Source organism: Streptomyces bikiniensis, assembly GCF_000716625.1.
GTDB lineage: Bacteria > Actinomycetota > Actinomycetes > Streptomycetales > Streptomycetaceae > Streptomyces > Streptomyces bikiniensis.
The window spans coordinates 1-22,469 of sequence record NZ_JNXJ01000027.1; the positions used below are offsets into that span (position 1 = coordinate 1).

Consider the following 22,469-nt stretch of genomic DNA (forward strand, 5'->3'; position numbering starts at 1 on the left):
TCGGCGGGCGGGGCGGCGGGACTCCCGCAGGCGGCGAGCAGCAGGGCGGCACACAGCGTGCCGGCGCTCAGCAGCGCGGGGGCGCCCTTGCGGACGGGCATGGGACGGCATTCCTCCTGGCCGGGGCGGTGGGGTGGATCTGACCGGTGGGGCAGTGCAGCGATCCGTACCCGTTCGGCGGGCGGGGCTGCCGCCGTCCCCGCGCCCTCACCCGTACGGACGCGGCCTCCCGGGGTCCGCGGGCGGGCTCGGAAAGCGGTTGACCGGCCGGGCGGGGAGGCGGTTGGCTGCCCGGATGAACGATCTTCGCATCGAGCGGGCGCGGACCGGTGCGCCGCTCGCGGACTGGCGCGCCGTCCACGACGCGATCGTCCCCACGGCCGTCCTCTCGCCCGAGGAGGTGCGGGAGCGCGCGGGGCGCAACCGGCTGGACGTGGCCTACCTGGGGGACGTGCCGGTGGGCTGCTCGACGGTGCGCCCACCGGACGGGGAGACGGCGGCGGCGACCGTCATCGCCCGGACGCTGCCCGGGTTCCGGGGACGGGGCTTCGGGACGGCGCTGTACGAGCGGGGGCTCGCGCACGCGCGGTCGCTGGGCGGCGAGGGCGTGGAGACGGTGGTCCTGGCCTCCAGCGAGGAGGGGCTGCGGTTCGCCCTGGCGCGGGGCTTCACGGAAGTGGAGCGGTACGTCCTGCCGGGCGACACCGTCCCGTTCGTGACCCTGCGCCTGGGGTGACGGGCGCGGCGACGGTTTGGTTCCGGCTCGCGGACGGGCTGGAGGGCTCCGTCCGGGAGCCGGGGTTCCGGGGGGGGCGCCGGTCAGGTGCGGGCGGCGACGGACGAGGCCGAGCGGGAGCCGCCGGTGGCGAGGGCCGGTTCGGCGCGGACCGGGCCGTCGAGGAGGCGGCGCAGGAGCGCGGTGGCGCGGGCGGGGTCGCCCGTGCCGCCCTCCTCGGAGAGGAGCGTGGCGAGGACCGCGATCCGGGCCTGGGCGGCCCGGAGGGTGCCGGTGAGGAGGGCACCGGCGGCGACGAGGTCGACGGCGCCGCCGCCGGTGTAGATCTCGGCGAGCGGTCCCGAGGGGACGCGGGTGGTGACGGCCACGAGGACGCCCCGGGCGACCGCGTCCGCGACGGCGGCGGCGATCTCCGGGGTGGCGTTGCCCGCGCCGGTGGCGACGAGGACGATGCCCCGGGCGCCGGCGGCGACGGCCGCGTTCAGGAGGAACGGGTCGCCGTCGGAGTGGTGGGTCACGATGTCGACGCGGGGCAGCGGGGCGGCTCCGGTGGCGCCGGGCCCGGCCGTGCGCGCGACGGCGGGGAGGGGCAGCGGGGCCGGGCGCTCGGGCTGCCGCTCGATGTCGACGCGGGAGAACCCGACGCGGCCGAGGCGCTCGATCGACGGGTCGGAGAAGGCGTCGGCGGCGAGGGTGCGGTACTTCACGGTGCCGCGCGCCGCGTGGACGCGTCCGTCGAAGACGACGAGGACGCCGAGGTCGCGGACGGTGGAGGCGACCTGGAGGGCGTCGTAGAGGTTGCCGGGGCCGTCTCCGTCGCCGGTGCCGAAGGGGCGCTGGGCGCCGGTGAGGACGACCGGGCGGGCGTCGGTGTGGTGCAGGTCCAGGAGGAAGGCCGTCTCCTCCAGGGTGTCGGTGCCGTGGGTGATCACGATGCCGTCGACGCCGGGGTCGGCGAACGTCTCGTGCACGGTGCGCAGGAGGGCGAGCTGGTGGGCCGCGGTCATGCGGGAGCTGTTGACGTTGAAGAGGTCGACGACCTCGACGGCGACGTCCTCGGGGAGGGGCGCGGTGGCCAGGACGTCGCTGCCCGAGGCGTCGGCCGCGTAGCCGGTGCCCTGCCAGCGGCTGGCGATCGTGCCGCCGGTGCTGATGACGACGATCCTGCGCGCTTCCCCGTCGTGCGTCCGCTTCATGGCTGCCGTCCTCGACTCCGTACCGAAAGGGGCTCCGCCCCCGTGGTGAAGGGCTCGCGGAAGGCCCCTCCGGGACCTTCGAGTCCGCAAGGATAGGACAAACGGCGCGCAATGCGATTGCCGAATAAGCCGCTGAAATGTTTCTTCGTGGGAGAAGATTGCGTCATGGACCGAATCGATCTCCATATCTTGCGCGAGCTCCAGAACGACGGCCGGCTGAGCAATCAGGAGCTGGCCCAGCGGGTGGGCCTCAGCCCCTCCCCCTGTCTGCGGCGGGTGCGCCAGCTGGAGCAGGACGGGGTGATCCGGGGCTACCGGGCGGTCATCGACCCGGAGGCGGTGGGGCGGGGCTTCGAGGTGCTCGTCTCGGTGGAGGTGCGGCGGGACCGGGAGACGGTGGAGGCCTTCGAGGAGGCGCTCCAGGACGTGCCGGACGTGATCGAGGCGTACCGGCTCTTCGGGAGCCCCGGCTGCCTGCTGCGGATCGCGGTGGCGGACCTCGCCGCGTACGAGCGGCTGTGGATCGAGCGGTTGACGACGCTGGCCGGGGTCACCGAGGTCAACTCCCAGATCATCATGAAGCGGGTCAAGGAGCCGAAAGGGCTGCCGGTGGACGTCCGGGGCGCCTGAGGAGGTACCGGGCGGGCGCGGCGGGCCCGGCGCCCGTGTACGCGAGAACGTCACGGAAACTCCTCCTCCCGGTTACACGGCGGGCCGCTCCCCCGTGCCACGCTCCCGCCTGACAAGAAGTCAACACGCGTAGAGCGCGGCGCCCCTGAGCCGACGCCATGCCCCGTCGCGTGCCCCCACCGGGAAAGGGCACCCCCATGTCCGTCGCACAGCCCCGCCGCTGGAAGAACCGGGCGGCCTCCATAGCCGCCGTCCTCGTCACCCTCACCCTCCCCGCGGTCGGCGCGAACCCCGCGAGCGCCACGACCTCCCCGTACGACAGCACGTACTACAAGAACGCGGTCGGCAAGACCGGTCCGGCCCTCAAGTCCTCGCTGCACACCATCATCAGCAGCCAGAGCAAGATCTCGTACGACGCGGTCTGGAACGCCCTGAAGACCCTCGACCAGGACCCGAACAACCCGAACAACGTGATCCTGCTCTACAGCGGGACCTCGCGCGCCAAGTCCCTCAACGGCGGCGCGGTGGGCGACTGGAACCGCGAGCACACCTGGGCCCAGTCGCACGGCGACTTCGGCACCTCGGCCGGCCCCGGCACCGACCTGCACCACCTGCGCGCGGCGGACGTGCAGGTGAACAGCGCCCGCGGCAACAAGGACTTCGACCTCGGCGGCAGCCCGGTCAGCGGCGCGCCCGGCAGCTACACGGACAGCAACTCCTTCGAGCCGCGCGACGCGGACAAGGGCGACGTGGCGCGGATGCTCCTCTACATGACCGTCCGCTACGAGGGCGGCGACTCCTGGGCGGACCTGGAGCCCAACGAGTCGACCTCCAACGGCAGCGTCCCGTTCCACGGCCGCCTCTCGGTCCTGAAGCAGTGGAACGAGCAGGACCCGCCGAGCGCCTTCGAGAAGCGGCGCAACGACATCGTCTTCGGCACCTACCAGGGCAACCGGAACCCGTTCGTCGACCACCCGGAGTGGGTCGAGGCGATCTGGTAGACCGAACGGGCCGCCCCGTGCCGCTCCCCCAGGGGCGCGACACGGGGCGGCCTCTACACCTGACCGCTCTCCGCGACTTCAAACGCGAAACTCGGAATGTTCTCACGCTCCTTGAGGACGCGAATCCCTCACCCCTCAGCCGTTACCCATCCGTTATAAACGGGCAATTTGTCAGGCCTTGGGGGGATTTTCCGTAGCGAGAAAGAGGGATTCCCCTCACCGGTGCCGCAAGTGCACCTATCACGTTTCTCCCGCTCTCAACAACCCCTCAGGCCCAGGAAGTTCCGAGATCCGCTGGGTACCTTCGGCGCCCATGACCACTGCCCAGTCCACTGCCCCCACGACACCTCTGACCGGCGGCGTCTCCGTCGGCCCGGCCGAACGGGAGGACGGCGCCGACCTCTGGCGGATCGCCCGCGGCTCGGGAGAGCTGGACCTCAACTCGCCGTACAGCTATCTGCTGTGGTGCCGCGACTTCGCCGACACGACCGCCGTCGCCCGTGACGCCTCCGGGCGCCCGGTGGGCTTCGTCACCGGCTACCTGCGGCCCGACGCGCCGGGCACGCTCTTCGTCTGGCAGGTCGCCGTGGAGGATTCGCACCGCGGAAGCGGGGTAGCCGGGGCCCTGCTCGACGCTCTGTCCGCCCGGGTGGCGGCCGAGCACGGACTCGACCGCGTGGAGGCGACCGTCACGCCGGGGAACCTGGCGTCCGACCGGATGTTCCGGTCCTACGCGCGCCGTCACGGCGCCGAGGTGGCGCGGGAGATCCTCTTCCCGGCTTCCTCCTTCCCCACGGCGGGGCACGAGGCCGAAGTGCTGTACCGCATCGGCCCCCTGGACTCCGCGGTCCGCTGAGCCGCCCGGCGGCCCCGGCCGCCCCCGTACACACGCACGCACCCGCACCACCTTGGGAGAAGAGACTCCGTGACCCTGACCGAACTCGCCCCCTCCTCCGTCTTCGAGACCGTCGAGTCGGAGGTCCGCAGCTACTGCCGCGCCTGGCCCGCCGTCTTCGAGCGCGCCTCCGGCAGCAGGCTGTACGACGAGCAGGGGCGGCCCTACCTCGACTTCTTCGCCGGAGCCGGCTCGCTGAACTACGGGCACAACAACCCGGTCCTCAAGCGCGCCCTCCTCGACTACCTCGCCGACGACGGCATCACCCACGGCCTCGACATGTCGACGACCGCCAAACGCGGCTTCCTGGAGGCCTTCCGCTCGGCGGTCCTGGAGCCCCGCGCCCTGCCCTACAAGGTGATGTTCCCCGGCCCGACCGGCACCAACGCGGTGGAGGCGGCCCTGAAGCTCGCCCGCAAGGTCACCGGGCGCGAGACCGTCGTCTCCTTCACCAACGCCTTCCACGGGATGTCGCTCGGCTCGCTCGCCGTCACCGGCAACTCCGCCAAGCGCGCCGGGGCGGGCGTGACCCTGCCCCACGCCACCCGGATGCCCTTCGACCACTACTTCGACGGGCAGGTCCCCGACTTCCTGTGGTTCGAGCGGCTCCTCCAGGACCCGGGCTCCGGCCTCGACCACCCGGCGGCCGTCATCGTCGAGACCGTCCAGGGCGAGGGCGGGATCAACGTCGCCCGCGCCGAGTGGCTGCGCGCCCTCGCGGACCTCTGCCGCCGCCACGACATGCTCCTGATCGTGGACGACGTCCAGATGGGCTGCGGGCGCACCGGCGACTTCTTCTCCTTCGAGGAGGCGGGCATCACGCCCGACATCGTCACCCTGTCCAAGTCCATCAGCGGCTACGGCCTGCCCATGGCCCTCTGCCTGTTCCGCCCGGAGCTCGACCTGTGGGAGCCCGGCGAGCACAACGGCACCTTCCGCGGCAACAACCCCGCCTTCGTCACCGCCACCGCCGCCCTCGACGCCTACTGGCGCGACGACGCCCTGCGCGAGCGCACCCTGGGGCGGGCCGACCGGGTGGAGCGCGCCCTGCTCGACCTGTGCGGGGACGACGGGCGGTCGGGCGTCGCGGTGCGCGGACGCGGTCTCGTGTGGGGCCTGGAGTTCGCCGACGGAGAGCGCGCCGAGGCCGTGTGCCGGCGGGCCTTCGAGACCGGCCTGCTCCTGGAGACGTCCGGACCGCACGGCGAGGTGGTCAAGCTGCTCCCGCCGCTGACCGCGACGGACGACGAGCTCGACGAGGGCCTCGGCATCCTGGCCCGCTCCGTCCGCCACACCGCCTGATCCTCCACACCGCCTGATCCGCCACCCTGCGGATTCCCCGAAAGGAGACACCTCTGTGATCGTCCGCTCCTTCGCCGAGCTGGAGAACACCGAGCGGCACGTGAGGGCCGCCTCGGGCACCTGGGAGAGCAAGCGCATCGTCCTGGCCCGCGAGCGGGTCGGCTTCTCCCTCCACGAGACGGTGCTGTACGCCGGGACCGAGACCTCCATGTGGTACGCGCACCACGTCGAGGCCGTCGTCTGCACGGAGGGCGAGGCCGAGCTCACCGACCACGAGACGGGCCTCACGCACACGATCGTGCCCGGGACGATGTACCTGCTCGATGGGCACGAGCGCCACACCCTCAAGGTCAGGAAGGACTTCCGCTGCCTGTGCGTCTTCAACCCGCCCGTCACCGGGCGCGAGGACCACGACGAGAACGGCGTCTACCCCCTGCTGACCGAGCCCGAGTCCGAGCCGACCGACGCCGGCGCCGCGGACGACGCCGCCTGACCCGCCGCACTCCCCCGCCCCAGACGTACGAGACGCACCAGACGCACGAAAGGAAGGCGCACCGCCCCATGGCCTCCGCACCCACCCGCCCCGTCGACCTCTATCCCACCCGCGGCCCCCGGGAGGAGCTGATCGGCCGCAAGGACCCCGTCGTGTGGTCCGAGCCCGGTACGCCCGGCCCCTTCTGGGCGCGCGAACTGGAGGAGTACGACCGCGACGGCTTCGTCACGGTGGACGAACTCGTCACCCCCGACGAGGTCGACGAGCTCCGGGCGGAGCTGGACCGGCTCGTCACCGACCCCGCCGTCCGGGCCGACGAGCGGGCGATCGTCGAGCCCCGCTCCCAGGAGATCCGGTCCGTCTTCGAGGTGCACCGGATCAGCGAGGTCTTCGGCCGGCTCGCCGAGGACCCGCGGGTCGTGGGCCGCGCCCGCCAGATCCTCGGCTCCGACGTCTACGTGCACCAGTCGCGGGTCAACGTGAAGCCGGGCTTCGGCGCCAGCGGCTTCTACTGGCACTCCGACTTCGAGACCTGGCACGCCGAGGACGGTCTGCCGCAGATGCGGACGGTCTCGGTGTCGATCGCGCTCACGCCGAACTTCACCACCAACGGCAGTCTGATGATCATGCCCGGTTCGCACCGCACCTTCCTGGGCTGCGCCGGGGAGACCCCCCGGGACAACTACAAGAGGTCGCTTCAGATGCAGGACGCGGGGACGCCCTCGAACGAGGCGCTCACCACCTTCGCCGAGGCGTGCGGCATCCGGCACTTCACGGGGCCCGCCGGCTCGGCCACCTGGTTCGACTGCAACGCCCTGCACGGGTCGGGCGACAACATCACCCCGTACCCCCGGAGCAACGTGTTCCTGGTCTTCAACAGCGTGGAGAACCTGCCGGAGGCGCCCTTCGCCGCCCCGGTCCGGCGCCCCTCCTTCATCGCCGCGCGTCCGTAACCCGGTTCGCGCGTACGGAAAAGGGCTCGTGCCCCGGTCTCCCGGGGGCGCGAGCCCTTCCCGTACGTGCCGCCGGCCGCTCACCCGGTGGCGCGCGGCTGCCCGAGCATGCCCTCCCGCAGCCGGTTGAGGCTGCGGGCCAGGAGCCGCGAGACGTGCATCTGGGAGACGCCGAGCCGCTCGCCGATCTGCGCCTGCGTCAGCTCCTCGACGAAGCGCAGGTGGAGCAGCAGCCGGTCGCGCTCGTCGAGGGCCACCACCAGCGGGGCGAGGGTGTGGAAGTTCTCGAAGAGTTCGAGCGCCGGGTCCTCCTCTCCGATGAAGTCGGCCAGGGCCGCCTCGTCCTCCTCGTCGCCGCCGTTGATCGCGGCGTCCAGCGAGGTCGAGTTGTAGCCGTTCGAGGCGATCTGGGCCTCGACCACCTCCTCCTCGGGGAGCCCCATCAGCAGGGCCAGCTCCGCGACCCGGGGCGCCCGGCCGAGCCGCGAACTCAGCTCGTCGGTCGCCTTCGCCAGCTCCACCCGCGCCTCCTGCAGCCGGCGGGGGACGTGCACCGCCCAGGTGGTGTCCCGGAAGAAGCGCTTGATCTCGCCCACGATGTACGGCACCGCGAAGGTGGCGAACTCCACCTCGCGCGCGAGGTCGAAGCGGTCGATCGCCTTGATCAGGCCGATCATGCCGACCTGGACGATGTCCTCCATCTCGTCGGCCCGCGCGCGGAACCGCCCCGCCGCGTACCGCACGAGCGACATGTTGATCTCGATCAGGGTGTTCCGGACGTACTGGTACGCCTCGGTGCCCTCCTCCCGTTCCGCCAGCTCGCGGAGGAACACCTTCGTCAGGGCGCGGGCGTCCTGGGGCGCGACCTCGTGGGGAGCCTCCAGGACGGGCAGGTCCTCACACGCGCCGCTCGTCACGTACGTCGCCATCGCCTCGGCCGTCTCGGTCCGCACGCGACAACCTCCTCTTCTTCGCGGTCGGTCCAGCAGTTCCGGTTCTCGTACCCCCGCTTCCGGAACGCACTCCCCCGAACGGGGCGTCCGCTCCGGCCGGAGTGGCGCGCATCACTTCTGGGCGAACGGGCAGGCGAATTCCGTCACCTGTTGAGGAATCAGGAAGAAAGGGACCCCGCGATGAACACTCGGAGCGACACCCGGTCCCGTACGCCGGCGGCCCCGACGGCCCGCCCCGGCGCAGGGGCGTACGGGCCGTCGCCGATCGGCACTCCCGCGCAGGCGCGGCAGCTGGTCTGCCACACGCTCGCGGCCCTCGGCCCGCTGCCGCCGCACCAGGTCGACGACCTGCTGCTCGTCACGTCGGAGCTGGTCACGAACGCGCACCGGCACGGGGGCGGGGTCGTGGACTTCGGCATCGCCGTCGGGCCCGACCGCGTGACCGTGTCCGTGGCGGACGCCAGCGGGCAGGCGCCGCGCTACGACCTGCGCGAGGAGCTGCGCCCGGGCGGCTTCGGCTGGCCGATCGTGCTGCGGCTGTGCCGGGAGGTCACCGTGGACACCCGGCCGGACGGCAAGACCATCCACGCGGCGGTGACGGTGGACCGGTGAACGGCGTCCGCGCCCCGGGCGCGCGGCGGAAGACGGAGAGACGAGAGGGGTGACCGCGCCCGAAGCGCGGTCACCCCTCTCGCACACCCCTTGCGGGGACGACGGCGGAACGTTCGTTCAGAGCAGGTCCCGCCGGTCGTCCTCGGTGACCGTGGGGGCGACCGGGGGGACGACCATGCGGCGGCGGCGCAGCACGCTGACGTAGGCCGCCGTCCCGATGATGCCGACGGCCATGAGGATCAGGCCGACCAGATCGAGGTTGACCCCCTCCATCTGCCAGTCCGACGCGAACGTGAGAATGGCCCCCACCGCGATCAGAATGATGAAAGCTCCCAGACCCATGATTCCTCCCTAGTGGGTTGGACGGTCATCGGGTACCCCGGACTGCCGTCCTCATCCCCGATGCCCGTGCGCGGGCCTTGGGATGACCCCGGGTCAGGAGCCCGTCCGCGCGGGTGCGCCCTCCTTCGACGGACCGGACGCGCGCTCCGGCGAGCCGTGCAGGCGTACGGAGTCGGGGCCGGCGGCGGAGTGGCGTGCGACCCAGGTCTCCAGGGCGGCGCGGCAGGCGTGGTCGAGGTGCTGGAGTCCGGAGAGGTCCAGTTCGACCGGGCGGTCCCCCGGCAGGTCTTCGAGCGCGTCGAGTATCTTCGGCAGCCGCAGGAAGGTGACGTTCCCCGACAGGCTGACGCGCACCGGCCCGTGGCCGTCGTCGGTCCGCTCGACGCGGAGGTGGGAGGCGTCCCAGGCCGCCTTGGCGACGGAGAGGACGAGTCCGACCAGGACCCCCTCGAACATGTTGACGGTGACGATCGCCAGGGCCGTCACGACGAGGACGAGCGCCTCGCCCCGGTGGCCGCGCCACAGCGCGACGAGTCCCTTGAAGGGGATCAGCTTCCAGCCGGCGTGGACGAGGATCCCGGCGAGCGCGGCGAGTGGCACGTACTCCAGGGTGGCGGGCAGCAGGGCGGCGAAGAGCAGCAGCCACACGCCGTGGAGCACCCGGGAGGCCCTGGTCCTGGCCCCGGCCTGGACGTTGGCCGAGCTGCGGACGATCACGGCGGTCATGGGCAGTGCGCCGAGGGCGCCGCAGACCGCGTTGCCGACCCCCTGCGCGAGCAGTTCGCGGTCGTAGTCGGTGCGGGGGCCGTCGTGCAGCCGGTCCACGGCCGCCGCGCTGAACAGCGACTCGGCCGAGGCGATCAGCGCGAAGGCGAGGACGGTGCCGAGCAGGGCGACGTCGGCCAGGGCGGTGAAGGCGTCCGCTCCGGGCACGCGCACGGCGTCCAGGACGCCGCTCACCCTCACGGTGGCGACCGGCAGGTCCAGGAGGACGGTGGCGAGGGCGGCGAGGAGGACCGCGACGAGCGCGCCGGGCACGGCCCGCGCCCTCGGGGGCAGGTGCCGCCAGCCCACGACCACCAGGACCGTGCCGGTGGCGACGGCGAGCGGGACCAGGTTGGCGGGGGCGGTCAGCGCGCCGACCAGGGCGGCGGGCAGACCGGCGAGCCGGGCGAGGCCGGAGTCGGGGGCGTCGAGCCCGGCCGCCGCGTAGAGCTGGCCGGCCACGATGACGAGGCCGATGCCGGCGAGCATGCCCTCGACGACCGAGAGGGAGATGGCCCGGAACCAGCGGCCCCATCTCAGCAGGCCCATGAGGATCTGGAGCAGTCCGGCGAGGAGCACGATGATCCCGAGCGCGGCGAGGCCGAAGGCCTTGACCGCCTCGAAGACGAGGACCGTGAGACCGGCGGCGGGCCCGGAGACCTGGAGGCTGCTGCCCCGCATGAGTCCGGTGACGATTCCGCCGACGATGCCGGTGACCAGGCCGAGTTCGGCCGGTACGCCGGAGGCGACGGCCACGCCGATGCAGAGCGGCAGTGCGACGAGGAAGACGACGAGCGAGGCCGCGAAGTCCTGCCGGAGGTGGGGGAACTGCCGGAGAAGGGGCAAGGAGGGTGACATGCGGATCTCCCCTCATGGGCTCGCGAGGAGCGGGGACGGGCCGGTGGTCGCGCGGACGGGCGGGACGGGCCGGGACGGCCCGTGGCCGGGCACGGCACCCCCCTCTCCGGGGTCCCACCGGCAACAGGTTTCACCAAGACGAGGTCAAATGGTGACCAACGAAGGGTAATGCGCGCTGGTGGACCGGACGGTGAACGACCCGGTCCCCGACAGGGATTCCCGGCCGGAACCGAACGGAAGTTGACGCGATCACCCCCGCGGAGGGCGTGCGGGAGCGCACGGCGCCGGGGCGCATCGGGCCGCAGGCGCCCGCACACGCAGCGCACGACGGGAGGGCGTGCGGTCGCCCGACCTGGGGTCCGGGGGTCCGGGGGTCTGGGGGCCCGAGGGTTACGAGGGGGCCTTGCCGGGGGCCCGAGGGGGCCTGGCCGGGGGCCGCACCGACGCGACCGGGGTCACGCGGGCGCCGGGCCCGGGGGTCACCACCAGTAGGCGGGGTACTTCGGTGCCGCGCGCCGGACGCGGGAGGCGGCGAACGCGGTCAGGACGAGCAGGACCGTGGAAACGAGGAGGAGGGGGACGAAGCGGCCCGGGGCGGGCGCCTGGAGCACGACGACGACGGCGGTCGCGCAGGCCGGCGAGTGCGGGGTGCGGGCCAGGGTGGTGAGCGCGAGGGTGACGCCGGCGGCGACCGCGGCGGCCCAGGCGCTGCCGCTCGCGGCGGCGGCCACCGCGTATCCGGCGGCGGCTCCGAGCAGATGGCCGACGACCACGCTCCGGGGCTGGGCGAGGGGCAGCGCGGGGGCGCAGTGCACCAGGGCGGCGCTGGCGGCCAGCGGGGGTATCAGGACGGGTTCGTGGAGGAGGGCGCCGAGGGCCACGAGCCCGAGGAGGGCGGCCGTGGCGGCGCTGACGCTGTGGACGGCGGCCGCGGGCGCGGGCCGGGCCGGGGCCCGTCCGGCCATCCTCGGCCGCCGGGGGCCCTCCGGGCCGGGAGCGGCGGAAGAGGCGGCGGTGGAAGGGGGGCCGGCGGGAGCGGTGTCGGGGCTCGGCGCGGTCGTGGTGTCGGTGCTCATGCGATGCGGCGTTTCCGGGGCAGGCGGCCGTGGGCCGGGTGAGGCGGGGACGGGGGTCTCACGGGTCCCTGTGGTCGACAGTCGGCCCGGTCTCGCGCCCGGTCCTGGTACGGCGGCGCAACCTCCCACCACTCTAACCAGCGGTTTCGTGACGCCGCGGGCGGGGTCGGGGGAGGATCCCGGCATGAACGAGACCCCGCGCACCGACGCGCCCGAGGCCCGCCGCCCCGACGCGCCCCCTCCCCCTCCCTTCGACCTCCTCCCCGGCGCCCCGGACTCCCCCGTCCTCCTGCACGTGCCGCACTCCTCCCGCGCGGTGCCGGCGGACGTGCGGGCCGGGATCCTGCTCGGCGACGGCGCACTGGAGCGGGAGCTGGACCACATCACCGACGCGCACACGGCGGAGATCGCGGCCGCGGCCGCCGCGGCGGCGGGCACGGTCCCCTGGCGGTTCGTCAACCGGCTCTCCCGCCTCGTGGTCGATCCCGAGCGCTTCCCGGACGAGCGGGAGGAGATGGCGGCCGTCGGGATGGGCGCGGTGTACACGCGCACCACGCACCGGGCCGAGCTGCGGCCGGCCGGGTTCGATCCGGCGCCGCTGCTCGACCGCTACTTCACGCCGTACGCGAGGGGCATGGCCGAGGCCGTGGCCGAGCGGCTGGCGGCGGCGGGCCGGGCGGTGGTGATCGACGTCCACTCGTACCCGAGCGCACCGCTGCCGTACGAGCTGCACGGCGACGGCCCCCGGCCGCCGGTCTGCCTCGGCACCGACGCCTTCCACACGCCGCCCGCGCTCCTCGACGCGGCGCGGGAGGCGTTCGGCGGGTTCGGCGGGGTGGGGACGGACAGCCCCTTCGCCGGTACCTACGTGCCACTGGCGCACTACGGCCGGGAGCCGCGGGTCCACGCGCTGATGGTGGAGATACGCCGGGATCTGTACATGCGCGAACCGGGCGGGGCGGCGGGACCGGGGGCGGCGGCCCTCGGGACGGCCCTGGCGGAGCTGGTGGACGCCGTGTCCCGTACGACCTGAACGGTGTTCCACACCGCCGGACAGTGTGGTTCCCATATCGGCGTAAAATAGGGCAGATGAGCATATCCAGATACGAGCTGGTGTTCACCGACGTCACGGGCGCCACCCGGGACGTCGTGGTCGTGGAGCGCACCCTCTACAAGGGCTCCGGGGGCCATCCCGTCTACACCGACCCGACCGGGATCATCCGCGCCGAGATCAGCGACCGGGGCGAGGTCCGCGTCATGCCCTCGGGCGGGCACCAGGACCCCGCGCACGCCGTACGGGCCCGGGCCCTGCCCGAGGACGGCGCCGAGGACCCCGCCGCGCCCTCCGCCTGACACCGCGCGCCCCGGGCCCCGGCCCGCCCACCCGTTTTGGTTTGTCGGACGATCATCAATACGATCCGGCGATGATCACGAGAAAACGGCTGGCGACCGGGGCCTGCGCGCTGCTCGCCGCCCTGGGCGCCGCGCTCCTGCCGGCGCACGCGGTCGCCGACGCGCCGGTGGCGAAGGAATCCCCCAAGGTCGAGCTGGTGCTCGACGTCAGCGGTTCCATGCGCGCCCAGGACATCGACGGCAAGTCCCGCATGGCCGCCGCGAAGCAGGCCTTCAACGAGGTCCTCGACGCGGTGCCCCAGGAGGTGCGCCTCGGCATCCGGACCCTGGGCGCCGACTATCCGGGGCAGGACCGCAAGCAGGGCTGCAAGGACACCCGTCAGCTCTATCCGGTGGGTCCGCTCGACCGGACCGAGGCCAAGACCGCGGTGGCCACCCTGGCCCCCACGGGCTGGACCCCGATCGGTCCGGCGCTGCTCGGCGCGGCGAAGGACCTGGAGGGCGGTGACGCCACCCGCCGGATCGTGCTCATCACGGACGGCGAGGACACCTGCGCCCCGCTCGACCCCTGCCAGGTGGCACGGGAGATCGCGGCGAAGGGCATCCACCTCGTCATCGACACCCTCGGCCTGGTACCGGACGCCAAGACCCGGCAGCAGCTCACCTGCATCGCGGAGGCGACCGGAGGCACGTACACCTCGGTCCACCGCACCGAGGAACTCTCGCGCCGCGTCCGGCAGTTGGTCGACCGCGCGGCCGACCCGGTCGTCACGCCCGTCGCCGCGCGGGGCACGGCGCGGTGCGCCGACGCGCCGGAGCTGAAGCCCGGCCTCTACACGGACCGCGAGTCCTTCGGCGAGCACCGCTGGTACCGGGTGGACCTGCTGCCCGGCCAGGAGCTGCGCGCCTCCGTCAGCGTGTCGGCCGACCGCGCGGTCAACAACGACTACGGGGTGCTGCTGCGCGCCGTCACCCGCCACGGCCGGGAGATCACGCGCGGCTCCGAGGCCGGCGACGGGCGCACGGACGTGATGTCCACCGGGCTGCGCTATCCGAAGCCGGAGCAGGCCGGCACCGACTCCGACGACGCCAAGCCGGCCGCCGAGACGGTCTGCCTCCAGGTCAGCAACTCCTTCTCCGCTCCCCCGTCGGTCAAGACGACGCCCGGCATGCCGATCGAGCTGACCGTGGACGTCGTCGACGGCCCCGCGACCGCGTCCGACGCGGCCTCGTTCGGCCTCGGCCGGGGCTGGTGGCTGCTCGGCGCGCTGGTGCTCACCGGCTTCCTGGCCGGCCTGATCTGGGGCTGGCTGTCCCGCTGGCGCGTCGCCGTCTGGAGGACCCACTGATGAGTACCGTACGCACGTTCGCCGCGGCCGCCCTCGCGGGCGCGGCCCTGCTCGGGCTCGCGGCTCCGGCAGCCGTCGCCGACTCGCCCTCCGCCACGGCGACCCCGGACACCCGTACCACCACCGGGCCGACGGAGGCGGGCACCTCCTTCCGCACTGCCACGCGGTTCCTCCCGGGGCAGCAGGCGACCGCGCGGGCCGCCACGGGCGACTACCTGTACTGGGTGTTCCCGGCGGACACCGGACAGCGGCCGACGGTGAACGCCACCGTCACCCTGCCGGAGACGGCCCTGCGGCACGGCCCCTCCACCTGGCGGATCGACGTGTACGACGGGCTGCGGCGCCGTCAGCCCTGCATGTACGGGACGCAGTCCCGCACGGCGGCCGAGGACGCCGCGAAGGTCGCACTCGCCTGCGTGCTGCGGCCGGTCCGCGCCTCGGCCGACGCCTGGGCGAACGATCCGCTGCCTGGCAGCTACTACGTACGCCTGACCGTCACCGGTCTGCCGGACGAGGACCTCGGCCAGTCGTTCGACGCCCGGCTCGGGGTGGACCTCAAGGACGAGGGCGGCGCCCACGCCACGGACGGGGCGCTCGCCGCGCCGCTCGTGCCGGGGGCGGTGACCGCCGACCGGGCGGAGGCGGACGCCGACGCGGGCCGTCCGTCCGCCGTCGAGGCGGCGGCACCGGAGGACGGCTGGTCCTCCGGCTGGTGGTCCGACCGCTGGCTCTGGACCCTGGCGGGCGGTGTCCTCGCGGCGCTCGCGGGCATCGGCGGCTACGTCCTGACGCGCGGCGCGGGCCGCCCGTCCCGGGTCCCGCCGGCCGCCTGACCCTCTCGCAAGCCGTCAAGGCCCCCACCGCTCCGGCGCGGTGGGGGCCTTCGGCCGTTCCGGGCCGTCGCCACGCCCCAGACGGTTGACCGTTAAACATAATTAGATGGATTTGCCCCGTTTTCCCCCAATAGGTCTGGTAAGAGGCCTGGATAACGAGACGAGAGAGAGCAGGAGGGTCGACATGATCGCCCGAGAGCAGATCCACGCCGTGCTGGACCACCCCGTCTACGACGCGGAGGGCAAGAAGGTCGGCGACGCGAAGCACATCTTCGTCGACGACGCGACCGGCCTGCCGGAGTGGGTGACGGTGAAGACCGGCATGTTCGGCACCAGTGAATCCTTCGTCCCGATCAAGGACGCGGCTCTGGTCGACGACCACCTGGAGGTCCCGTACCCCAAGTCCACCATCAAGGACGCCCCCAACGTGGACGTCGACGCCGGCGGACACCTCTCCGAGAGCGAGGAGCACCGCCTCTTCGAGCACTACGGCATCGCGTGGGACGACGCCTGGCAGCAGGCCAACCAGCCCGGCGAGGGCGGCTGGGCGCACGGCGGCACCGGAACCGGCACCGGGACCGGGACGGCGATGGGCGCCGGAGCCGCCGCCGGGACCGCGACCGGGCCCATGGGCACCGAGGAGGGGTTCGCGGCCGGTACCACCGGGCGTGCCGCGCACACGGACGACGACGCGATGACCCGCTCCGAGGAGCAGATGCACGTCGGCGTCGAGCGCACGGAGGCCGGACGCGTCAGGCTGCGCAAGTACGTGGTGACGGAAGAGGTCCAGCAGACCGTGCCCGTGAGCCACGAGGAGGTGCGGATCGAGCGGGAGCCGATCACGGACGCCAACCGTGACGAGGCCCTGTCCGGCCCGGAGATCAGCGAGGCCGAGCACGAGGTCATCCTCCACGAGGAGCGCCCCGTCGTGGAGACCCGGACCGTCCCGGTGGAGCGGGTGAGCCTCAAGGCCGACGAGGTCGTGGAGGAGCAGACCGTCTCGGGCGAGGTCCGCAAGGAGGAGATCGAGGTCGAGGGTCTGGAGGACCCGGACGACCCGGACGCCCGCGGCCGGAGGTACTGACCGGCCGACGCCCGCGGCCGGAGTCGCCGACCGGCCGACGACCGGTCGCCCGGCGACCGGACCGGTGCCGCCCCGCACGTCGGGGCGGCACCCCCCGTACGGGAGTTCACGCTCCCGGGCGCGAAGGCGAAGTCGCGCCGCGGCGGTGGCCCGTCCCCTTGCGGGGGCGGGCCACCGCCCTTCCGGCGCGGCCGTAGGGTGCCTCCGTGACCGAAGCCGCGCACGTCACCGCCACCCGCCGCTCGTACGACGCCGTCGCCGCCGACTACGAGCGGCTGCTCGCCGGTCAGCTGGACGCGGTACCGCTGGACCGGGCGGTGATCGCCGGATTCGCGGAGGAGGTGGAGCGGTCCGGCGGGCCCCGTACGATCGGGGACCTAGGCTGCGGGACGGGCCGGGTGACGTCCCACCTCCGGAGCATCGGCGCCGAGGCCTTCGGGGTGGACCTGTCGCCGGGCATGGTCGCGGTCGCCCGCGGGGCCCACCCGGGGCTGCGCTTCGAGGTGGGGTCGACGACGGCGCTCGACCTGCCGGACGCCTCGCTGGGCGGGGTCCTGTCCCGGTACTCGACGGTGCACATGACGGAGGACGAACTCGCCCTCTCCTGCGCGGAGTTCCACCGGGTTCTCGCACCGGGCGGGCGGCTCCTGATCGCCTTCGAGGTCGGGGACGGGTGCGTGCGGCTCCGGCAGGCGTACGGGCACGAGGTCGTCCTCGACGTGTACCGCCGGTCACCCGACCGTGTCGCGGAACTCCTGGCCGCGGCCGGCCTCGTCGAGTCGGCCCGCCTGGTGCGGGAGCCGGATCCCGAGGAGAAGACGCCGCAGGGCTTCCTCCTGGCGCGCAAGCCGCGCGGCTGAGCCGGGCCGGCGGCGCGTTCCGGGCCGGAGGCGCGCGCCCGGCGGGACGCGCGCGCCGGACCGGATACGCGCGCCGGGCCACCCCTTGGCACCGCCCCGGAGTCCGACGCCCTTCCGGAGCCCCGCCCCGCTCCTGAGCTGGGCCCGGGAGAGCCGGGCGCGCTGGCCGCCGCCCGCGATCAGGGCGTTGACGGAGGCCATCGGGTCCGCGCCGACCGACCGGGCGATCAGTGCGCCGACGAGCACCGGGCCGAGGGCCACGGCGAGGGCCGTGCCGGTGGCGGTGACGTGCTGGAGGGGGCGGGCGCGCCGGGCTTCGGAGGTCATGGTCCCAGTCAAGCGGCGGGCGGGCCGACGGGCATCGGTCGGCGTACTCAGACGCCCGTACCGCGCTACTCAGGGCCGGAGTCCGTCCGTGCGCGCCCGTCGGCCCGCCCCGGCGTACCGTGGGCGGGCCACCGTACGCGCACGAAGGAGCCCCGCCGCCATGGCCGACTACCGGATCGAGACCGTCCGCACCGGGTACCGGAACTGGACCGCCCGCAACGACCGGGGCGCGGAGGTGCGGATGGCCGCCGCCGACGACGACGGCGCGCAGCCCTCCTTCACCCCGGTCGAGCTGCTGCTCGCCGCGATGGGCGGCTGTGGCGGCCTGGTGATCGACCGGACCGCGCGGGCGGTGGACCACGAAGACCTGCGGATCGTGGTGGAGTCGGTGTCCGGCCCCGAGGACGACGGCCGGGTGGGCCGGATCCGGGTCAGCTACGAGTTCGACCTGCCGGACAGCAACCCGAAGGCGGCGGAGGTGTTCGCGCGCGGGGTGCGCCTGACGCACGAGAAGTTCTGCACGGTGAGCCGGACCGTGGAACACGGCGCCCGGGTCGAGGCGGTCCTGCCGGACGGCACGGTCGGCTTCGAGGGCTGAGGCACGACACGCCGGGACCCGCCGTCACTCCTCGATCGCGCCGCCGATCCGGCGCAGATGCCGCCGGAAGGTGTACGAGGGGTCCTCGGCCCGGCCCGCCAGATAGGCGTCGAAGCGGGTCTGGTCGCGCAGGGTCTCCCCCGCCGCGATGCGCCGGGCCTGCTCCCGCTCGGTGCGGAAGAGGGACAGCGCGGTCTCCAGGACGTCCCCGGCCCGGTCGGCCGCCACGAACAGCACCCCGTCGTCGTCGCCGAGCACCACGTCGTCCGAGGTCACCTCGTGCTCCCCGAACCGCGCCGAGCGCAGCGCGTCCGGCTCCCGCGGATCGAGGCGTACGGGGCCGGGGCGTGGCGTCCGTACGAGAAGACGGGCAGCCCGATCCGGACGAGGTCCGGGGTGTCGCGGTGCAGTCCCCAGACGACGATCCCGGCGACGCCCGCCGCCCGGGCCTCCAGGACGGCGAGGTCCCCGATGCAGGCCTCGTCGCGGCGGTCGGCGTTGTCGATGACGAGGACGTCCCCGGGCTCCGCGTGCCCGAAGGCCTCCAGGAAGACGTCGACGCTTCCGTAGTGCCGGACGGGAAGCGCCCGTCCGGCGACCCGCTGCCCGGCGACGACGGGCAGCACCCCGGCGGGCGCGGCGCGCAGCGGCACCCCGAGGCGTACGCAGGCGTCGGCGACCAGGGGCGTGGAGAGTTCGGCGAAACAGGCGAGGTCCTTCGGCATCGGGCGATCCGTTCCGTTCCACAAGGGGGAGGGCAGGCCTTCGTGATGCTAGAGGGCGTGCCCCGGACGGACGAGGGCCCGGCCGCCCGGCATGCGGGCGGAACCGCCCCTTCCTACGATCGGTGGAGGGACACGTCTCTCTGCTCTGTCCGAGCGGAACCTGTCCGAGCGGAATCTGTCCGAACGGAACGGGAGCGAGGGAACATGGCAACCGAGGACGCCGCACCCGAGGACCGGCCGGCGGATCTGAAGCACAACGCGATCGGCTTCGTCGACGCCCTCGTCATCGGGCTCAACTCCACCTCCCCCGCGTACTCCATCGCCGCCGTCATCGGTCCGATCGTCGCGCTCGCGGGGATCTACGCGCCCGGGGTGATGGTCGCGTCCTTCGTCCCGATGCTGCTGATCGCGTCGGCGTTCTACTACCTGAACAAGGTCGACCAGGACTGCGGCACGACCTTCTCGTGGGTCACGCGCGCGATGGGGCCCTGGGCGGGCTGGCTGGGCGGCTGGGCCATCGCGATGACCGGCGTCCTGGTCGTCGGCTCGCTCGCCGACGTGGCCGTGAGCTTCGGGCTGCTCGCCGTCGGCCTCGACGGCTGGGTGGAGAACGCGTTCGTGCGCCAGTCGCTCACCGTGCTGCTCATCCTCGTGATGACGGCCGTGTGCGTCATCGGCACCGAGCTGTCGGCCAAGGTGCAGAACGTGCTGATCCTGGCGCAGGTCGTCTTCCTGCTCGTCTTCGTGTGCGTGGCGCTCGCCGAGGTGTACGCCGGGACCAGCGCGTACGACTCGGTGGAGCCGGGGTTCGACTGGCTGAACCCGTTCGGCGCGGGCGGGGCGGCCCTCACCGGCGGGCTGCTGCTCGGCGTCTTCATCTACTGGGGCTGGGAGTCGGCGGTCAACCTCACCGAGGAGGTCGAGGACTCGGCGACCGCCCCCGGCAAGGCGGGCCTGTGGTCGACCGTGATCCTGCTGGTGACCTACGTGTCCGTGGGGTTCGCGGTGGTGGCCTACGCCGGTCCCGCGTTCCTCGCCGAGAGCGCCGGCGAGGAGGAGTTCATCTTCGCCCAGCTCGCCGGGGACGTCCTGGGCGGCTGGGACTGGGTGCTGCTGCTCGCCGTGTGCACCTCGGCGATCGCCTCCACCCAGACCACGATCATCCCGGCCTCCCGGACGGCCCTGTCGATGGCCCGCCGCCGGGCGCTGCCCGCGTACTACGGGCACATCAGCCCGCGCTTCCGCACCCCCGACGTGAGCACGTGGTGGGTCGCCGGGATCGCGATCGCCTGGTACCTGACGGTGAACCAGATCAGCACCAACGCGCTCCTGGACTCGCTCACCGCGCTCTCGCTGCTCATCGCCTTCTACTACGCGCTCACCGGGGTGGCCTGCGCGGTCTACTACCGCCGCCACCTCTTCGAGAGCCTGCACAACTTCCTGCTGATCGGGCTCGGCCCGCTGGTGGGCGCGGGGCTGCTGACGTGGCTCCTCGTGCGGTCGGTCTCCGACATGGCCGACCCGGCGAACTCGTACAGCGGCAGCTCGTGGCTCGGCCTCGGCCCGCCGCTCGTCATCGGGCTCGGCATCGCCGCCGCCGGGGTGGTCGTCATGGTCGTGTGGCGGCTGCGGGCGCCCGGCTTCTGGGACGAGCGCCCGGGGGTGGCCGATCCGGACGTGGTCCGGGGCATCCGGGGCGGCGGGGACGACCGCGGCGGGAGGGGCTGAGATGTCGATCGTGCTCGGGTACGACGAGTCGCCCGGGGCCGCCCGCGCGCTGCGGATCGCGGTCGAGGTGGCGGCCGCCTTCGGGGAGACCCTCGTCCTGGTCTACGGCGCGGCGGCCCCCGGCCCCACCGGGGAGGAGTACCGCTCCCACCACGACGCGATCCGGCAGGCCGGCCGCACCGGTCTCGAACACGCGGTGGCGGAGGCCGACCGGGCGGGCGTGCCGACCGTCGTGGAGGTGATCGACGAGAAGCCGGCCCAGGCCCTCATCGACGCGGCGACCCGGCACGCGGCCCGGGCCATCGTGGTCGGCAGCTGGAGCGAGAGCCCGATCCGGGGCGCCCTGCTCGGCTCGACCCCGCACAAGCTCCTCCACATGTCGACGGTGCCGGTGCTCTGCGTGCCGCCGGAGGAGTGACGGCTTCCGAAGGGGGCGGCGGGGTCGGCGGGCGACCGTGACCCGGGCCGGGGCCCGTCAGGGCGTGGGCGCGGGCTCCGGTTCCTCCAGGGCCTCCCGGCGCGGGAGCAGCAGCGGGGTCGCGAGCAGCAGGACGCCCGCCAGGGCGATGGCGACGCGGGGGCCGGTGGCCAGGGCGAGGAGCCCCCACAGGGCGGTCAGGGCCGCGATGGAGACCTTGCCGGTGACCGACCAGGCGGTCAGGACCCGGACGACCCGGTCGGGCGCCGTCAGGGCGAGCCTCTGGGCGGCGAACACCGGGTTGAACACCCCCGTACAGGCGATCAGCGCGCACTCGACCGCCATGACGAGCAGGAGCCCGGTGACGCCGGGGTGGACGAAGGCGAGGCCGACCGACCAGAGGGCGCGCAGCGTGCCCGCGGTGCGCAGGACCCGGTGCCGGCCGAACCGGGTGACGAGCCGTCCGGCCAGGCGCGCGCCCAGGAGGCCGCCGAGGCAGGGGACGGCGAAGGCCAGGCCGTACTGCCAGGGCGGGAAGCCGAGCGGTCCCAGCATGAGGACGGCGAGCAGCGGCGCGACGGCCATGATCAGGCCGTTGACGAGGACGGTGTGGAGGAAGAGGGGGCGCAGGACGGGGTGGGCGAGGATGTGGCGCCAGCCGGCGAGCAGGTCCCCGGCGTCCGGCCGGGACCGCCGCCCGGTGGAAGGCTTCCGCGGGGACGGTTCCTCCACCCGGATCGCCCGGAGACCGGCCGCCGAGAGAACGTAGCTCGCCGCGTCGGCCACCACCGTCGCCACCGGGCCGAGGAGGGCGATCAGGCCGCCGCCGAGCGGTGGTCCCAGGACGGTGGCGGTCCAGTTCGTGGATTCCAGGCGCCCCTGTGCGGTGACCAGGTCGTCGGGGCGCACGAGCCACTTCAGGAAGGCGCCGGAGGCCGCGCCGGAGGCGATGTCGGAGGCCGCCACGACGACGGCGACGGCCAGGAGGTGGGGGAAGCCGAGCCGGCCGAGCGCGTACGCGGCGACGACGCTCAGCAGGGCCGCGCAGCGGACGAGGTCCGCCGCGACCATCACGGGCCGTTTGCGGCGGGACTCCGTCCAGGGGCCGAGCGGGATCGCGGCCGCCGCGCCCACGGCGGCCCCGAGCGCGGCCAGGGCCGACACCTCGGCGGCGCCCCGGTGCAGCACCGTGATCGCGATCAGCGGGAAGGCGTCGAACGCGAGCCGGGTTCCCACGGCACTGGCCGCGTACGCCGCCCACAGACGTCCGAAGTCCCGCCCGAGGGGTGCCCCGCCCGCCATGTGCCCGTGCCCCTCTCTCCGTCCCGGGACGCGGCAGCGCACCGGCCGCCCATCAAAGCCGGACCGGGGCACCCCGGCCA

At 73.8% G+C, this 22,469-nt stretch carries 23 protein-coding genes and 1 pseudogene; 17 read left to right on the plus strand and 7 right to left on the minus strand.

Annotated features, from left to right (window positions below):
- Positions 1 to 295: 295 nt before the first annotated feature.
- Positions 296 to 736 (plus strand): GNAT family N-acetyltransferase, encoded by a 441-nt coding sequence (locus OO47_RS21175; protein WP_030207977.1) that lies wholly within the window; start codon positions 296 to 298, stop codon positions 734 to 736.
- An 83-nt stretch (positions 737 to 819) separates the two neighbouring features.
- Here OO47_RS21175 and OO47_RS21180 read toward each other — a convergent pair whose 3' ends face one another.
- On the minus strand, positions 820 to 1,932 hold the full coding sequence (locus OO47_RS21180; protein WP_030207980.1) for an asparaginase: 1,113 nt from the start codon (positions 1,930 to 1,932) through the stop codon (positions 820 to 822).
- A gap of 165 nt (positions 1,933 to 2,097) precedes the next feature.
- Here OO47_RS21180 and OO47_RS21185 point away from each other — a divergent pair, with 165 nt between their 5' ends.
- The 6 genes from OO47_RS21185 to thpD all read left to right on the plus strand — a co-directional run bounded on the left by OO47_RS21185 (position 2,098) and on the right by thpD (position 7,206).
- Positions 2,098 to 2,562, plus strand: coding sequence for an Lrp/AsnC family transcriptional regulator (locus OO47_RS21185; protein WP_030207990.1), 465 nt, complete (start codon positions 2,098 to 2,100; stop codon positions 2,560 to 2,562).
- A gap of 197 nt (positions 2,563 to 2,759) precedes the next feature.
- Positions 2,760 to 3,563 (plus strand): endonuclease I family protein, encoded by an 804-nt coding sequence (locus tag OO47_RS21190; protein ID WP_030207994.1) that lies wholly within the window; start codon positions 2,760 to 2,762, stop codon positions 3,561 to 3,563.
- A 313-nt stretch (positions 3,564 to 3,876) separates the two neighbouring features.
- Positions 3,877 to 4,419 carry a diaminobutyrate acetyltransferase gene (gene ectA, locus OO47_RS21195; RefSeq protein ID WP_030207997.1) on the plus strand — a complete coding sequence of 181 codons (543 nt, stop codon included), beginning with the start codon at positions 3,877 to 3,879 and terminating at the stop codon, positions 4,417 to 4,419.
- Positions 4,420 to 4,494: 75 nt separating this feature from the next.
- On the plus strand, positions 4,495 to 5,760 hold the full coding sequence (gene ectB, locus OO47_RS21200; RefSeq protein ID WP_407696335.1) for a diaminobutyrate--2-oxoglutarate transaminase: 1,266 nt from the start codon (positions 4,495 to 4,497) through the stop codon (positions 5,758 to 5,760).
- 55 nt (positions 5,761 to 5,815) lie between these two features.
- Entirely contained in the window at positions 5,816 to 6,253 is a 438-nt protein-coding gene (locus tag OO47_RS21205) for an ectoine synthase (RefSeq protein ID WP_030208008.1), read from the plus strand.
- 68 nt (positions 6,254 to 6,321) lie between these two features.
- Entirely contained in the window at positions 6,322 to 7,206 is an 885-nt protein-coding gene (gene thpD, locus OO47_RS21210) for an ectoine hydroxylase (protein ID WP_030208010.1), read from the plus strand.
- Positions 7,207 to 7,286: 80 nt separating this feature from the next.
- Here thpD and OO47_RS21215 read toward each other — a convergent pair whose 3' ends face one another.
- Entirely contained in the window at positions 7,287 to 8,135 is an 849-nt protein-coding gene (locus OO47_RS21215) for an RNA polymerase sigma factor SigF (protein ID WP_051715500.1), read from the minus strand.
- 204 nt (positions 8,136 to 8,339) lie between these two features.
- Here OO47_RS21215 and OO47_RS34050 point away from each other — a divergent pair, with 204 nt between their 5' ends.
- On the plus strand, positions 8,340 to 8,771 hold the full coding sequence (locus OO47_RS34050) for an ATP-binding protein (RefSeq protein WP_051715451.1): 432 nt from the start codon (positions 8,340 to 8,342) through the stop codon (positions 8,769 to 8,771).
- Positions 8,772 to 8,888: 117 nt separating this feature from the next.
- On the opposite strand, the gene OO47_RS21225 is transcribed toward OO47_RS34050, so the two are convergent.
- From OO47_RS21225 to OO47_RS21235, 3 genes are all read right to left on the minus strand, one after another.
- The gene (locus tag OO47_RS21225) at positions 8,889 to 9,113 is read right to left on the minus strand and encodes a DUF6458 family protein (protein WP_030208016.1); all 225 of its coding nucleotides are present in this window, start codon (positions 9,111 to 9,113) and stop codon (positions 8,889 to 8,891) included.
- Positions 9,114 to 9,206: 93 nt separating this feature from the next.
- On the minus strand, positions 9,207 to 10,736 hold the full coding sequence (locus OO47_RS21230; protein ID WP_030208018.1) for a SulP family inorganic anion transporter: 1,530 nt from the start codon (positions 10,734 to 10,736) through the stop codon (positions 9,207 to 9,209).
- Between the two features lie 479 nt (positions 10,737 to 11,215).
- The gene (locus OO47_RS21235; protein ID WP_030208020.1) at positions 11,216 to 11,812 is read right to left on the minus strand and encodes an HPP family protein; all 597 of its coding nucleotides are present in this window, start codon (positions 11,810 to 11,812) and stop codon (positions 11,216 to 11,218) included.
- A 184-nt stretch (positions 11,813 to 11,996) separates the two neighbouring features.
- On the opposite strand from OO47_RS21235, the gene OO47_RS21240 reads away from it, so the two are divergent.
- The 7 genes from OO47_RS21240 to OO47_RS21275 all read left to right on the plus strand — a co-directional run bounded on the left by OO47_RS21240 (position 11,997) and on the right by OO47_RS21275 (position 18,216).
- Positions 11,997 to 12,845 (plus strand): N-formylglutamate amidohydrolase, encoded by an 849-nt coding sequence (locus OO47_RS21240; protein ID WP_030208023.1) that lies wholly within the window; start codon positions 11,997 to 11,999, stop codon positions 12,843 to 12,845.
- A 56-nt stretch (positions 12,846 to 12,901) separates the two neighbouring features.
- The gene (locus tag OO47_RS21245) at positions 12,902 to 13,165 is read left to right on the plus strand and encodes a DUF6296 family protein (protein ID WP_033209848.1); all 264 of its coding nucleotides are present in this window, start codon (positions 12,902 to 12,904) and stop codon (positions 13,163 to 13,165) included.
- Between the two features lie 71 nt (positions 13,166 to 13,236).
- Entirely contained in the window at positions 13,237 to 14,514 is a 1,278-nt protein-coding gene (locus tag OO47_RS21250) for a VWA domain-containing protein (RefSeq protein ID WP_030208032.1), read from the plus strand.
- The gene (locus OO47_RS21255) at positions 14,514 to 15,347 is read left to right on the plus strand and encodes a hypothetical protein (RefSeq protein ID WP_030208035.1); all 834 of its coding nucleotides are present in this window, start codon (positions 14,514 to 14,516) and stop codon (positions 15,345 to 15,347) included. The genes OO47_RS21250 and OO47_RS21255 overlap by 1 nt, the downstream gene beginning before the upstream one ends.
- Positions 15,348 to 15,531: 184 nt before the next feature.
- On the plus strand, positions 15,532 to 16,431 hold the full coding sequence (locus OO47_RS21260) for a DUF2382 domain-containing protein (RefSeq protein ID WP_030208043.1): 900 nt from the start codon (positions 15,532 to 15,534) through the stop codon (positions 16,429 to 16,431).
- A gap of 206 nt (positions 16,432 to 16,637) precedes the next feature.
- Positions 16,638 to 17,291: a class I SAM-dependent DNA methyltransferase gene (locus OO47_RS21265; protein ID WP_030208046.1), complete on the plus strand. Its 654-nt coding sequence runs from the start codon at positions 16,638 to 16,640 to the stop codon at positions 17,289 to 17,291.
- Between the two features lie 487 nt (positions 17,292 to 17,778).
- Positions 17,779 to 18,216 carry an OsmC family protein gene (locus OO47_RS21275; RefSeq protein WP_030208052.1) on the plus strand — a complete coding sequence of 146 codons (438 nt, stop codon included), beginning with the start codon at positions 17,779 to 17,781 and terminating at the stop codon, positions 18,214 to 18,216.
- A 24-nt stretch (positions 18,217 to 18,240) separates the two neighbouring features.
- Here OO47_RS21275 and OO47_RS33495 read toward each other — a convergent pair.
- A pseudogene (locus OO47_RS33495) lies at positions 18,241 to 18,941 on the minus strand (RraA family protein).
- 204 nt (positions 18,942 to 19,145) lie between these two features.
- Between OO47_RS33495 and OO47_RS21285 the strand changes: the two are divergent.
- Together OO47_RS21285 and OO47_RS21290 are read left to right on the plus strand one after the other, a co-directional pair.
- On the plus strand, positions 19,146 to 20,669 hold the full coding sequence (locus OO47_RS21285; RefSeq protein WP_033209852.1) for an APC family permease: 1,524 nt from the start codon (positions 19,146 to 19,148) through the stop codon (positions 20,667 to 20,669).
- Position 20,670: 1 nt separating this feature from the next.
- Positions 20,671 to 21,087, plus strand: coding sequence for a universal stress protein (locus OO47_RS21290; RefSeq protein WP_030208057.1), 417 nt, complete (start codon positions 20,671 to 20,673; stop codon positions 21,085 to 21,087).
- Between the two features lie 57 nt (positions 21,088 to 21,144).
- On the opposite strand, the gene OO47_RS21295 is transcribed toward OO47_RS21290, so the two are convergent.
- The gene (locus OO47_RS21295; protein WP_030208072.1) at positions 21,145 to 22,389 is read right to left on the minus strand and encodes an MFS transporter; all 1,245 of its coding nucleotides are present in this window, start codon (positions 22,387 to 22,389) and stop codon (positions 21,145 to 21,147) included.
- Positions 22,390 to 22,469 lie beyond the last annotated feature (80 nt).

Bases quoted from the DNA above. Each gene is read 5' to 3' on its own strand.
- OO47_RS21175 (WP_030207977.1), top strand. From the start codon at position 296: ATGAACGATCTTCGCATCGAGCGGGCGCGGACCGGTGCGCCGCTCGCG.
- OO47_RS21180 (WP_030207980.1), bottom strand. From the start codon at position 1,932: ATGAAGCGGACGCACGACGGGGAAGCGCGCAGGATCGTCGTCATCAGC.
- OO47_RS21185 (WP_030207990.1), top strand. From the start codon at position 2,098: ATGGACCGAATCGATCTCCATATCTTGCGCGAGCTCCAGAACGACGGC.
- OO47_RS21190 (WP_030207994.1), top strand. From the start codon at position 2,760: ATGTCCGTCGCACAGCCCCGCCGCTGGAAGAACCGGGCGGCCTCCATA.
- ectA (WP_030207997.1), top strand. From the start codon at position 3,877: ATGACCACTGCCCAGTCCACTGCCCCCACGACACCTCTGACCGGCGGC.
- thpD (WP_030208010.1), top strand. From the start codon at position 6,322: ATGGCCTCCGCACCCACCCGCCCCGTCGACCTCTATCCCACCCGCGGC.
- OO47_RS21215 (WP_051715500.1), bottom strand. From the start codon at position 8,135: ATGGCGACGTACGTGACGAGCGGCGCGTGTGAGGACCTGCCCGTCCTG.
- OO47_RS34050 (WP_051715451.1), top strand. From the start codon at position 8,340: ATGAACACTCGGAGCGACACCCGGTCCCGTACGCCGGCGGCCCCGACG.
- OO47_RS21225 (WP_030208016.1), bottom strand. From the start codon at position 9,113: ATGGGTCTGGGAGCTTTCATCATTCTGATCGCGGTGGGGGCCATTCTC.
- OO47_RS21230 (WP_030208018.1), bottom strand. From the start codon at position 10,736: ATGTCACCCTCCTTGCCCCTTCTCCGGCAGTTCCCCCACCTCCGGCAG.
- OO47_RS21235 (WP_030208020.1), bottom strand. From the start codon at position 11,812: ATGAGCACCGACACCACGACCGCGCCGAGCCCCGACACCGCTCCCGCC.
- OO47_RS21240 (WP_030208023.1), top strand. From the start codon at position 11,997: ATGAACGAGACCCCGCGCACCGACGCGCCCGAGGCCCGCCGCCCCGAC.
- OO47_RS21245 (WP_033209848.1), top strand. From the start codon at position 12,902: ATGAGCATATCCAGATACGAGCTGGTGTTCACCGACGTCACGGGCGCC.
- OO47_RS21250 (WP_030208032.1), top strand. From the start codon at position 13,237: ATGATCACGAGAAAACGGCTGGCGACCGGGGCCTGCGCGCTGCTCGCC.
- OO47_RS21255 (WP_030208035.1), top strand. From the start codon at position 14,514: ATGAGTACCGTACGCACGTTCGCCGCGGCCGCCCTCGCGGGCGCGGCC.
- OO47_RS21260 (WP_030208043.1), top strand. From the start codon at position 15,532: ATGATCGCCCGAGAGCAGATCCACGCCGTGCTGGACCACCCCGTCTAC.
- OO47_RS21275 (WP_030208052.1), top strand. From the start codon at position 17,779: ATGGCCGACTACCGGATCGAGACCGTCCGCACCGGGTACCGGAACTGG.
- OO47_RS21285 (WP_033209852.1), top strand. From the start codon at position 19,146: ATGGCAACCGAGGACGCCGCACCCGAGGACCGGCCGGCGGATCTGAAG.
- OO47_RS21290 (WP_030208057.1), top strand. From the start codon at position 20,671: ATGTCGATCGTGCTCGGGTACGACGAGTCGCCCGGGGCCGCCCGCGCG.
- OO47_RS21295 (WP_030208072.1), bottom strand. From the start codon at position 22,389: ATGGCGGGCGGGGCACCCCTCGGGCGGGACTTCGGACGTCTGTGGGCG.